We start from the raw sequence: 13142 nt of genomic DNA on the forward strand, positions 1-13142 counted from the left end.
TTAAAAATCTCGGCTACCCAGTATTGCTAACTAATAAATTTATTTTCACTGTTGCCCCCCTCCCTCTTACTCACCAAAGCTTTCAATCTATTAAAAAAATTCATTTTTTTACTTTTTTCTCATCTTACTGTCATAATTCTGTCAGATACTTTAATTAATGAAGTTGGACATTTTTTTTGAAAGCTCGCCATAATAAGTAACGTGACGATGACAATATTGTCGTCTCTACGTAAGAGAATGTGAGGACTAATGGGTCAGGATAAGTTGTATATCGAAAAAGAGCTGAGTTGGTTAACCTTTAACGAACGTGTTCTGCAGGAAGCGGCAGATAAAACCAATCCGCTTATCGAACGAATGCGCTTTCTCGGCATCTATTCCAATAACCTCGATGAGTTCTACAAAGTACGATTTGCTGAGTTAAAACGACGGATATTGATTAGTGAAGAGCAAGGATTGTCGTCTAATCAACGCCATTTGCTGAATAAAATTCAGGCTCGCGTACTTAAAGCTGACCAGGAGTTTGACGGCCTGTATAACGATCTGTTGCTGGAAATGGCGCGTAACCAGATTTTCCTGATCAATGAACGTCAGTTATCGCTCAACCAGCAATCATGGTTACGCAGCTTCTTCAAACATCAATTACGTCCTTATATCACCCCTATTCTGATCAATCGTGACACTGACTTGGTGCAGTTTCTGAAAGATGACTACACCTATCTGGCCGTTGAAATTATGCACGGCGAAGATATTCGTTACGCTTTACTCGAAATTCCGTCAGATAAAGTTCCGCGTTTTGTTAACTTGCCGCCGGAAGCCCCACGCCGTCGCAAGCCAATGATTTTGCTTGATAACATTTTACGTTACTGCCTTGATGATATCTTTAAAGGGTTCTTTGATTATGATTCGCTGAATGCGTATTCAATGAAAATGACCCGTGATGCTGAATACGACTTGGTGACCGAAATGGAATCCAGTCTGCTGGAGCTGATGTCTTCAAGTCTGAAGCAGCGTTTAACTGCTGAACCGGTGCGTTTTGTTTATCAGCGTGATATGCCAAAAGCTCTGGTTGAACTACTGTGCGAAAAACTGACCATCTCAAATTATGATTCCATCATCCCTGGTGGTCGTTATCATAATTTTAAAGATTTCATTGGTTTCCCGAATGTGGGCAAGGCTAATCTGGTAAACAAACCGTTACCACGGCTACGTCATACTTGGTTCGATCATTTCCGTAATGGCTTTGATGCTATTCGGGAGCGTGATGTATTGCTTTACTACCCCTACCATACGTTTGAACACGTACTGGAACTACTACGCCAGGCCTCTTTCGATCCTAGCGTGTTAGCGATTAAAATTAACATCTACCGGGTAGCAAAAGACTCACGCATTATCGAGTCCATTATCCACGCCGCCCATAACGGGAAAAAAGTTACGGTAGTGGTAGAGTTACAGGCACGCTTTGACGAAGCGGCGAATATTCACTGGGCCAAACGCCTGACAGAAGCCGGGGTACACGTTATCTTCTCCGCTCCAGGTCTGAAGATTCATGCCAAGCTGTTTCTTATTTCGCGTATGGAAGGTGACGAGATTGTACGCTACGCGCACATCGGTACCGGTAACTTTAACGAAAAAACAGCGCGAATTTATACCGACTATTCGTTACTCACCGCAGATTCACGTATTACCAACGAAGTTCGTCGAGTATTCAACTTCATAGAAAATCCTTATCGCCCGGTAACCTTTGACCATTTGCTTGTTTCGCCGCAAAATTCACGTCGTCTTCTCTATGATATGATTGATCGCGAAATTACCAATGCGCAGAATGGACAACCAGCCGGAATTACGCTTAAACTCAATAATCTGGTCGATAACGGCCTGGTAGACAGACTGTATGCAGCATCAACTGCAGGAGTGAAGATTAACCTCCTGATCCGAGGAATGTGCTCATTAATTCCTGAGCTGAGCGGTGTCAGTGATAATATCAGTGTTATTAGTATTGTTGACCGTTTCCTCGAACATGACCGAGTCTATATCTTTGAAAACGGTGGCGATAAAAACGTCTTCCTTTCTTCTGCTGACTGGATGACGCGTAATATTGACTATCGTATAGAGGTTGCTGTTCCGGTCCTCGATCCACGACTGAAAAAGCAGATGCTGGATATCATGGATATTCTGTTTAGTGATACGGTGAAAGCACGCATCGTTGATAAAGAACTGAGTAATCGCTATGTACCGCGCGGCAACCGCCGTAAAGTACGTTCTCAATTAGCGATTTACGATTACCTTAAATCTCTGGAACAACCTGAATAACGTACTATGCCGCTATCAAACCCAACTCCCCGACCGCAGGAATTTGCTGCGGTTGATCTAGGTTCCAATAGTTTCCATATGGTGATTGCCCGTGTGGTTGATGGAGCGATGCAAATTATTGGTCGCCTCAAACAACGAGTACATCTGGCCGATGGTCTGGGCCCGGATGGCCGATTAAATGAAGAGGCCATGGAGCGTGGGCTTTCGTGTCTGGCGCTTTTTGCTGAGCGCCTGCAAGGATTTAATGCTGATAATGTCTGTATTGTTGGAACGCACTCGCTGCGTGAAGCCAGCAATGCTGACGAATTTTTGCAGCGTGCTGCACAGGTTATTCCCTACCCAATAGAGATAATATCCGGAAATGAAGAAGCCCGGCTTATCTTTATGGGGGTTGAACATACTCAACCCGAGCGTGGGCGTAAGCTGGTAATTGATATTGGTGGTGGCTCCACTGAACTGGTCATAGGGGAAGATTTTGAGCCCCTGTTAGTTGAAAGTCGTCGTATGGGCTGTGTCAGTTTTGCCCGACAATTCTTTCCTGATGGCAATATTACCGAAGCCAGTTTTAAACGCGCACGAATGACGGCAGTACAGAAGCTGGAGAATCTTGCCTGGCAGTTCCGCCTGAAAGGCTGGAAAGTTGCTCTTGGCGCTTCTGGCACCATCAAAACTGCCCATGAGATTTTGGTCGAAATGGGTGAAAAAGATGGCATGATCACCATAGAACGTCTGGAAATGTTGCAACGTGAAGTTCTGAAGTTTAAGAACGTTTCCGCGTTAAGCCTGCCAGGTCTTTCTGAAGAGCGTAAGTCGGTATTTATCTCCGGACTGGCGATTCTCTGTGGCGTTTTTGATTCTCTGGCGATTCGTGAACTCCGCCTTTCTGACGGTGCGCTGCGTGAAGGTGTACTCTACGAAATGGAGGGACGCTTCCGTCATCAGGACGTGCGCATTCGTACGGCGCAGAGCCTGGCTGGGCAATACCATATCGATAGCGACCAGGCCAGACGCGTGCTGGAAACGGTTGAAAATCTTCATCAGCAATGGGAAGTGCAAAATCCGAAACTTGCCAACCTGCAGCTGACCGCGCTGCTGAAATGGGCGGCTATGCTGCATGAAGTCGGGCTGAGCATTAATCACAGCGGATTACATCGTCACTCAGCCTATATTTTGCAAAACAGTAATCTGCCGGGCTTCACCCAGGAACAGCAGTTACTGATGGCTACTATGGTGCGTTATCATCGCCGAGTCGTCAGACTGGATGATTTCCCACGCTTTACCCTGTTCAGAAAAAAATACTTCCTGCCATTGATTCAGATCCTGCGTCTGGCAGTCTTACTGAATAACCAGCGCCAGTCGACGACGACCCCGCCGACACTGACACTTGTCACTGATGAAAACCACTGGACGCTGCGTTTTCCTCATGACTGGTTTAGCCAGAATGCACTGGTTCAGTTAGATCTGGAAAGAGAACAGCAGTACTGGGAAACCGTCCTTGACTGGAAACTCAGTATTGAAGAAGCGCCTCACATTCTCGATTTCTGAAAACCGCTCCATGATCAACAGGCCTTTCCAGGCCCATCGCTCTGATTCAGTGTGATGGGCCTTTGTTATTTAGCAGGCTATCCAGCGGCTGAGGGTAACTGACCTGATGGCCCTGAATATAATCAACGCCCAAAATAATCACCGCATCTTTGATGGCTTCTGTCTCTACACATTCCGCGATAATCTGCATTTTCTTGATCCGTGCCAGCTGACAGATAGAACTGACAACCTGATAATCAAGACTGCTGCTGAGAATGTTACGGATAAAGTTGCCGTCTATTTTCAAAATGTCGGCATTCAGCTCTTTCAGACTGCTATAACTTCCGTAGCCGGTTCCAAAATCATCAATCGCTATGCGACATCCCATACTTTGCAACGCACTTAAGGTAACATTCGCCTGCGCCATATTAATCAGAGAATCACATTCTGTTATCTCAAAGATAATCTGCCACGGCTCAATATGATAATGGTCAAGTAATCGCCTGACTTCCTGAGGGAAATTTTCCCGGCATACTGATACCGGTGTCAGGTTAATAGAAAAACGACAACCGGGTAGCTGTTTACGATGCATGGCCATAAACGTTAAGGTGGCATTGAGAACCCAGCGATCAATTCGGGCAGATAAGCCAAACTCCTGAGCAACCGGCATAAACTTATTAGGCAGCAGCAGTTCATTATTGTCTCCCTGCATCCGGAGCAGAATTTCATAATAAATATCCCCCCGGACGCCTTCTATCGACTGTGCCATCAGCACAAAACGGCCATTATCCAGGGAGTACTGCAGGCGATTCATCATGTCGACTTTGTACTTCACATCATTCTGAACCGGGCTCGAACCTTGTGTTTTCAAGATTTCCGGACGGAATGTTGTCAGTGAACGCTCAGCCATGGTGCTCAGTTCACCCAGCAGTAAATAGAGATGAGAGACAGGATGGCGGACATAGCAATAACTCAGCCCTATCTGTGGCTGGAGAGGCAATCCGTTCCAGATAAACCTGAACTTCCTTGCCCGCTGATAGAGTGCTTCAATTTTATTCGGGGAAAATACCGGCTGTACGGGCTGATTACTGTGTTTCAAGCGCAGCACTAAACTCGATCCTGACAGGTGATAAACCAGCTCCTTTGGCATCAGCTCTTTACGTAAAAATGCAGCCAGTTGCTGTTTGTACTGAATACGCAACATCACACCATAATTACGTCCAAGCAACTCCAAATCAGGGATAGTAATTAAAGCAATAGCTGACCAGCTGTGCTGTTCTAAATCCCGGTTTAATGCCCGTAGATTAGGCATCTGCAAAACAGGATCGATATAGGCCAGTCGCCTGGCTTTATTATGCAAAATACGCTGACGCGTCGTGACTGCTGACACCAGATAAATTGTGACTGAAAAAACAGCGTTACAAGATGAGACTATCGCTAAATGCAGCTCAATGCCGATATCAGGCGACAGGTAATGATGGAATTGTGATGAAAGCAGGATCAGTAATAAGGTCCAGACATTGATAATAAAAAGAAAACCAAACCGCATGGCCCCCCATAACATGACGGGAAGCATCAGAATCAAGGTGTAATCAGTATTAAAAATAGTACTCTCTTCACCGATTGGATTCAGGAGTAATACCATAAAAAAAACAATCAGGGCGCCCCAGAGGAGCATCTCAGCTAACGTCACGCCTTGTTGTTTCTGTGCCAGCATACGGCACCAAAAACTCTTTACAAACATTGGATTAACAATGATTCGTAATAGATAATAGAAAAATGGCAACCCGGTCAGACAGCCCACTAAGACAGCCTGATAGTTGATTAACGTTCGAACCGTCCACAACATTTCAGGGAAAGTTAAAAACTCCCGGTCGTACAAGCCCAGCAGTAAACCCGCTTCATAGAACAGCAAAAATAAGGTTCCATTCACCCAGACCAGCCAGAACATTCGCGCCAGTACCAGATTCAGCATATCGAAACGCACAGCACGACGCCGTGGTACAAAGACATGATAACAAAACCAGCTAATACTCAGTGGCACTAAGCAATGAAGTGTATAGATAAGAACGATCAGCTCGCCCTTTACGGGCAGATAACGAATCAGTAACGCAAGCGCTATACCCGGTAAAGCTGCCCAGCCGAACAGCATGACAAAAGCGGTCATCAGCGCCAGTGGCATATAGAGCAAGAAAACACGGCTACCATCAAGAAGAGTCTGGGCGCTTAAACCGGCGACGAGTGGCAGCAAGAGGCTTGGCAGGATAAGCGGCAGCGCCCACCAGTTATTTTTTGAACGTTGATACCAAAGAAATAAACGCATGCTCATACGCGATAGTCCCTTCCGGACTGGATTTTCTGCCACAAGTAACACCGACTCATTTTTTCATCCATGTCATATTGATACGCATAAGAGGCAGAAAATTGTAACCGGAAAAGGATGATTATAAGAACTTTAAAGTATTACCAAATATGCCCTGTTTTACCAGAAAGGAATACTCTGGCAGTCTCGTTCTTCCCGGTCTAAAATTGATGGGAAATTTAGCGTCCCAGGCTCGCGAAAAATTGACCTGAGATGTTCCCTGTGACTAAATACTCATATTCCCAGAACAATGGACTAATTCACAGCGCCCTTCAGGCGGTACAGGATACAATGATGCGAAACCGAAACAGATTCAATAGTCGTATGACGCGCATTATCCTTCTGATTAGTTTCATATTTTTATTTGGTCGTTTCGTATACTCTTCGATTGGTGCCTGGTATCATCACCAGGATAAAAAAGAGCAAAATCAGCAACCTCAACAAAGCAGCCAATCCGTAGAACGTAATGATTCGTTATAAGTTTTCAAGGCTCATCCAGAATCGTTCTCGCATAGAAAACCAGTCTCAGATGTTTGTCTTCATCAACAATAAATGAAGTATGATTAAAGGCAACCTCACCTTCTTCTGCCGTTCTGAATATTCGCACGCCTTCACAGCGCCCATGAACATCATGCTGGCTCCACAAGGTTTTAAAATCCCCCGAAATCTCGCTCAGCATAGCAACAAGATTTATCATATCTTCATCTTCCGGTGCCCGGGCAAAATCGCGTCGAAAGCTCGCTAACACCTGAGGAGCCTGAGCCGACCAGTCAACAATTGTGCTATTTAACTGGTCATCAGAAAATAGCATCCACAGCATATTTCTTTCCGACTCCGGGCGTTCAGTGAAACCAAAAAGAGAATCAGCGGCGGCATTCCAGCCCAGCACATCCCAGCGCAAGTTGAGAATATAGGAAGGACGCCGGGTCAAATCGTCCAGTAACAGGCGGATCATCGGTGATAGCTGACAGCCTGTCTGGGCAGTCATCGCCGGCGGGCGTTGGTGTGCCAGCAGAAACAGGTGGCGCCGTTCAATTTCGTCCAGTTTCATTACCCTGGACAGACTATCAAGAAAACTCGTGGATACCCGAATACTGCGCCCCTGTTCAAGCCAGGTATACCAGGTAATACCAACCCCTGCGAGAGCCGCGACCTCTTCGCGACGCAAGCCTGGAGTCCGCCGCCGTTTTCCGGCAGGTAACCCGACATCCAGCGGGGAAAGAGATTCACGCCTGCTACGTAAAAAATCACCCAGCGCGCTATGTGTTCTGTCCAGTCGGTTACTCAGAATATCACCTCTAGTAATAGTATAATTAGTTATATAGTAACAGGTTAACTAATTTGCGACACTCCGACAAGTTTCTTAAAACACCGGAGTTTTTATGACTGATACACCGTTATCTGCAACCAGTACAGCAGAGTGCATGGCTCCGCGCCCTGTCTCCTCGCTGGCGCTTTTTATCCTGTTACTCGGTGGATTCATCACCATCTTTGATCTCTTTGTCGTCAATATTGCAATTGCTTCCATTCAGGAAAGTCTCGGGGCAAGCTTCGCCGATATTGCCTTTGTTATCGCCGGGTATGAGCTCGCATTTGGCGTATTACTGATAGCCGGGAGCCGACTTGGCGATCGTCATGGTCGACGTCGACTGTTTATCCTTGGCATGCTGGCCTTTACCTTGTCTTCTCTACTCTGCGGTATTGCTTCTTCAGCCAATATGCTCATCGCTGCCCGCTTGAGTCAGGGCGCTGCAGGAGCGCTTTTGTTCCCACAAATATATGCCTCACTACGGGTCATTTATGATGAGAAGGGGCGTAGCAGAGCCTTTAGTTTACTCGGCATGACTCTTGGACTCGCCGCCATAGCAGGACAAGTGATTGGTGGCTTACTGGTTGAAATGAATCTGTTCGGGCTTGGCTGGCGGGTGGTTTTTTTAATCAACATTCCGATTGGAATGCTGGCCGTTATCGGCGCTCGCACGATCCCAGAGTCAAAAGCGGAGACAGGGTCAGATATCGACTGGCCCGGAGTATTGCTGGTCAGCAGCGGATTATTACTGTTATTACTGCCGCTTCTTGAAGGGCCCAATATTGGCTGGCCGCTCTGGACGGGATACAGCTTTATCGCCGGCCTTGCTCTGATAGCCATTTTCCTTATCTGGCAGCACCGCCTCACAACTCTGGGGGGAACGCCGATTATTTCGCTAACCTTATTTCGCCATCCGGCCTTTTCCATCGGCTCCCTGTGCGTATTACTGATTTACTCTACCGCGACGTCACTGTTTCTATGTTTTGCCCTGCTGCTACAGTCAGGACTCGGGCTTTCTCCCTTTGCTGCCGGTATGCTATTTGCCCCTTGTAGTATCGGATTTATTGCTGCCTCACTGTCCGCACCTAAACTGGTCTCTCGCTTTGGTAACAAAATTATTGTCCTGGGTGCCACGCTCTATGCCGCGGGTATTGGCGGATTAATGATGATGACCTGGAACTTCGGTTCACAATCGAACGTCATCCAGCTTATCTGGCCGTTAATCATCCTGGGCTTTGGTCAGGGAATCGCCATGACACCAATGCTGAACCTGGTTATTGGCTATGTGGAAGAGAGACATGCAGGTATAGCCGCGGGGTTTATTTCGACTATGCAACAAGTGGGAGGCGCTTTTGGCGTTTCTGTTGCCGGTATTTTCTTTATGACTATTTTGACCCATGACGCCAGCCTGGCAACAGCGACACGCTATCTGGATGCTTTTTCAGGAGCGATGATCTACAACCTGGCTGCCGTCGTGATAGCAACCCTGCTGATTAGCCAGCTGATACGGCATAGTCGTGGCTAGCCGGTAGCCTCCAGCAACAATAAGTCCATCAGTAAGACCAGATTTGACTCAAAGGAGGTGACGCCTGCTGCCTCCGCCGCATAATGAACCGCTTCGTCATACAAAGCAAAATGCAGGTCTGCCATGCCAGCCAGACTATTGGCAGAAGCGCGCGTAAATGCCACCACCGTCATACCAATGTTTTGCGCAATCCTGGCTTTATCCAGCACTTGTTCCGTTTCACCGCTGCGCGAAACGGCAATAAAAACCTGGTAACGAGCCGCATTGCTCAAAAAGATATTACGGCTATCACCCGGACCTGAAATAAAGGCGGTCTTACCAAGTACTTGTAATTTTTTTGTCAGGTACTCGGCAAACAAATAGGAAAAACCCGCTCCGTACAGAAAAAAGCTCTCTTTTTCCCGCAATAGGCGGGTAAAGGTATGGCGTTTTTCTTCGGTTGCCCACTGGAAGGTTTGCTGATAATTGGCGACAAACTGCTTAAAGAGCGCGGGAAGCTCCGGGACATTATCCGTTCGTACCGCCAGCAGGGGTGTTTCTGATAACAGTTGCTTGCAGTGCCAGATAAGCTCACTAAAGCCACTAAAACCGAGCTTCTGCGCTAAGCGCATAATCGTGGCAGTTGAAACGTAGGTCACTTCGGCCAGTTCCCGGACGGTAATATGCCCCACCCGTAAAGGGTGCTCCATTAACCAGGACAGAATGCGATATTCCGCACGCGTTAAGCTGGCATCACGCGTTAACAGGGATGAAAGACGAGTATCCATTAGTCTACCCGCCCTATCACTGACACCAGATAACCAGAATATGGTTTCAGGAAACGCCCGTCACAGCGCGTTTTTAGGTGCCCATTAATAAGATTCAAATGACCTGATGACATGCATATCCCCGGGCGTATTAGTCAAAATAAGATTGTCGGTGTTTTTTCTCACACCGACAAGTCGTCCGGGGTTTTAGTCGCTAATTGTTGATGGCCTCGCCATCACGCCAGGCCTGTTGTAAAGCCGGCCAGTAATCACTATTCGCTTCAATCATCTCATCGAGAATTAATTTTGCGTGTTCCATCGTCGGTACCGTTCTGTTCAGCGTAAAGGCCTGAAGTGCTTTTTCGTAACTTCCCTCAATCGTCGCCTCAACCAGCAATTGCTCAGATGCCAGCTGTTGCTGGAGCAATGTCTGATGGAACAATGGCACCTGACCAATACGAACGGGTTCCGGTCCTTCACTGGTGATATAGGCAGGTACTTCAACCATCGCATCGTAAGGCAGGTTAGTAATCGCCCCTTTGTTCTCCACCATCACTAAGTGACGCTGACGTAAGTTAAAGGCCAGTGAACAGGCCACATCAACAATAAATTCACCGTGCACGCCAACATGGAAAGCATCGGACAGAATTCCGGTTCGCTTATACTCGGCGGCTGCGGCAAACAGTTTTTTCTCCCGGCCATCCATCACTTCATTGGCCCGGGTATACTCCGGATTCTGGTGCTCGACAATCTGATTAGGCATCAGATAATACTGCAGATAGGGGTTCGGCAAATACTCAGGGAAGTTATCCATAATCGGCTTGATGTTACGCCAGGTTTTAACCCATGAGGGATCTGAGTGCTGAGGATCGGTTTTCGCCGCATCTTCAGTGAGTAAACCAAAACGGGCAATATGGCGACGCAGCTCTGGCAGTCTGTCTTCGCCATCCACCAACACCCGGGTAAACCAGCCAAAATGATTCAGTCCAAAATATTCCACTTCCAGCTTATGCCGGTCAACGCCCAAAATTGCGCCCATATTGCGCATCGCCGCGACCGGCATATCACAGATATTCAGTACCCGGGCGTTAGGGCGCAGGCGACGAACGCCTTCCGCGACAATCGCCGCCGGATTAGAGTAGTTAACAATCCAGGCTTTTTTATCTGCATAACGGTCAACCATGTCTATCAGTTCGACCATAGGTAAAATGGTACGTAAACCATAAGCCAGACCGCCTGGTCCACAGGTTTCCTGGCCAACAACACCGTGGCGTAAAGGAATTTTCTCATCCTGCTCACGCATTTTGTACTGCCCGACACGCATCTGAGCAAAAACAAAATGTGCACCGCTAAAAGCCACTTCCGGGTTATCGGTGACGGTAAATTTAATCGTCTGGCTATGGTCGCGAATCACTTTTTCCACGACCGGAGCAATGGTGTTCTGCCGCTCGGCATCAATATCATAGAGACGGATTTCCGCGAGTGGAAAATCTGCCAGTCTGACCATCAGACTTTTTACAATACCTGGCGTATAGGTGCTGCCGCCACCGGCAATAGACAGAATAAATGGGGGTGTAAACATAATTGTCTCCTTCAGAGAAACGTCTCTACTGCTTCTCGCATTTTTTTGACATGCAGCCCGTAGACCACCTGAACGTTATTACCTTGTTTAATAATGCCTTTGGCACCGGTTGCCTTGAGTCCTGACTCATCAATCATGGCAACATCTTTTACTGTGACGCGCAGCCGGGTGTAGCAGTTATCCACCACATCGATATTGTTCGCGCCACCCAGCCCGGCAATAATTGATTTACCGATATCCTGGTTATTTCCCTTGGCCTGATACTCTTGCTTGCTATAAAGACGTGTCTCAGCGTCGTCATCCTCACGCCCTGGCGTCTTCATATTTAATTGCAAAATCAACAGGCGGAAGGTGATGAAATAAAGCGCGAACATGATGAGACCGACGAGGATATACATCGGCCAGTTGGACTTCTCGATACCCAACGGCAAGTTATAGAGAATAAAATCGATAAAACCGTTAGCACCGATGGCGTGGACACCAAACAGTGAGAACAACACCATGCCTATTCCCGTCAGCACCGCATGAACGACAAACAGCAGTGGTGCAACAAAGAGGAAAGCAAACTCGAGGGGTTCGGTGACCCCTACCAGCATGGCGGTTAGGGCCGCAGGTAATAAAATGGCTTTCGCCTGGCTTTTACGCTCTGGTTTGGCTGTGACATACATCGCGAGAGCGACAGCAGGCAGACCGAACATTTTGCTGATACCACGCGCATCCCATACCACCGTGCTACTCAGCTGTTTAACATCCTGACAGGCCATTTCGGCGAAATAGATGTTACGCGCGCCATGGTACAGGGTTCCGCAAACCTCTTTTGATCCACCCAGTTCGGTGTAGAGGAAAGGGGTATAGACCAGATGATGCAGCCCGGTAGGTACCAGAATACGTTCAAGGAAACCGTATATCGCCACGCCAAATGGCCCTGAGTCTTTAATCGCCAGCGCCATCGAGCTAATACCGTGCTGAACATAAGGCCAGACTTCGCTCATTACCACGCCAAGCAGGATAGAGACCGGTAGCATAATAATGGCGACAAAACAGTGTCCGGAGTAAATCGCCATTACCCCAGAGAACTGAACGCCGGAATACTTGTTATACAGATAGCCTGACAGCGCACCCGTCAGAATACCGGCGAAAACCCCCATCTCGAGAACCTGGACACCCAGCACCATGGCCTGCCCGCCCATTCGCATCTGGTCTGCGGGTAACAGCTGGCCCTGAATCTGCAGCATCACATTCATAGCATTAATAAATACGACAAAGGTCACCAGCCCTATCAGAGCCGCGTATCCTTTATCCCGCGTCGCCAGGCCAATCGGTATACCGACAGCAAATACCAGGCCTAAGTTAACCAGCAGTGAAACCGCTGATTTAGCAATCAGCTGTCCGGTATGTTGAATAAAGGGATGGCCAAGAAACGGAAGATACTCCGCTAAGTTGCCATTACCCAGCACGTTACCGAAGGCAATAAATAGCCCGACGATAGGCAAAATAAGCACCGGTCCGTAGAGCGATTTTCCAAAATTTTGTAGGGCATTAACGGCTCGTTTCATGGCTGTTTCTCTCAGTATGCGCGCACTTTCTGTGCGTCTTACTCGCCAAGCTAACAGGAGTCAGCAAGCAATATCCAGCTATCTTATTGTTTTTAAAATAAATGACTTTAAAGGTTACATGTAACCTTTAGAGCTGTGATCAAGGTAACAGCAGGGATTAACAGACGGACTCGTCCACTACCAGGTAATCCGAAGAACATAAATTTAAGGCGAAGATTGCTGATATTA

9 protein-coding genes are annotated in these 13142 nt (G+C 47.5%); 4 read left to right on the forward strand and 5 right to left on the reverse strand.

Annotation, left to right across the window (positions count from 1 at the left end; all coding sequences use genetic code 11):
• Positions 1-249 precede the first annotated feature (249 nt).
• Positions 250-2310, forward strand: coding sequence for a polyphosphate kinase 1 (gene ppk1, locus M2387_RS12355; protein ID WP_259049644.1), 2061 nt, complete (start codon positions 250-252; stop codon positions 2308-2310).
• Positions 2311-2316: 6 nt separating this feature from the next.
• Positions 2317-3855, forward strand: a complete 1539-nt coding sequence (gene ppx, locus M2387_RS12360) for an exopolyphosphatase (RefSeq protein ID WP_259049646.1) — start codon at positions 2317-2319, stop codon at positions 3853-3855.
• Positions 3856-3901: 46 nt separating this feature from the next.
• Here ppx and M2387_RS12365 read toward each other — a convergent pair whose 3' ends face one another.
• Positions 3902-6157: a sensor domain-containing phosphodiesterase gene (locus tag M2387_RS12365; RefSeq protein WP_259049877.1), complete on the reverse strand. Its 2256-nt coding sequence runs from the start codon at positions 6155-6157 to the stop codon at positions 3902-3904.
• A 333-nt stretch (positions 6158-6490) separates the two neighbouring features.
• On the opposite strand from M2387_RS12365, the gene M2387_RS12370 reads away from it, so the two are divergent.
• Positions 6491-6676 carry a YfgG family protein gene (locus M2387_RS12370; RefSeq protein ID WP_259049878.1) on the forward strand — a complete coding sequence of 62 codons (186 nt, stop codon included), beginning with the start codon at positions 6491-6493 and terminating at the stop codon, positions 6674-6676.
• A 4-nt stretch (positions 6677-6680) separates the two neighbouring features.
• Here M2387_RS12370 and M2387_RS12375 read toward each other — a convergent pair whose 3' ends face one another.
• Entirely contained in the window at positions 6681-7487 is an 807-nt protein-coding gene (locus M2387_RS12375; protein WP_259049879.1) for a helix-turn-helix transcriptional regulator, read from the reverse strand.
• A 91-nt stretch (positions 7488-7578) separates the two neighbouring features.
• Here M2387_RS12375 and M2387_RS12380 point away from each other — a divergent pair, with 91 nt between their 5' ends.
• Positions 7579-9030, forward strand: a complete 1452-nt coding sequence (locus tag M2387_RS12380) for an MFS transporter (RefSeq protein ID WP_259049647.1) — start codon at positions 7579-7581, stop codon at positions 9028-9030.
• Here M2387_RS12380 and M2387_RS12385 read toward each other — a convergent pair.
• The 3 genes from M2387_RS12385 to M2387_RS12395 form a co-directional block, all read right to left on the reverse strand.
• Complete coding sequence (locus M2387_RS12385; protein ID WP_259049650.1) at positions 9027-9797, reverse strand: MurR/RpiR family transcriptional regulator; 771 nt, start codon at positions 9795-9797, stop codon at positions 9027-9029. The genes M2387_RS12380 and M2387_RS12385 overlap by 4 nt on opposite strands.
• Positions 9798-9990: 193 nt before the next feature.
• Entirely contained in the window at positions 9991-11358 is a 1368-nt protein-coding gene (locus tag M2387_RS12390; RefSeq protein WP_259049651.1) for a 6-phospho-alpha-glucosidase, read from the reverse strand.
• Between the two features lie 11 nt (positions 11359-11369).
• Positions 11370-12914, reverse strand: coding sequence for a PTS transporter subunit EIIC (locus M2387_RS12395; RefSeq protein WP_259049654.1), 1545 nt, complete (start codon positions 12912-12914; stop codon positions 11370-11372).
• Positions 12915-13142 lie beyond the last annotated feature (228 nt).

This window comes from Klebsiella sp. BIGb0407 (assembly GCF_024807845.1).
GTDB lineage: Bacteria > Pseudomonadota > Gammaproteobacteria > Enterobacterales > Enterobacteriaceae > JGM124.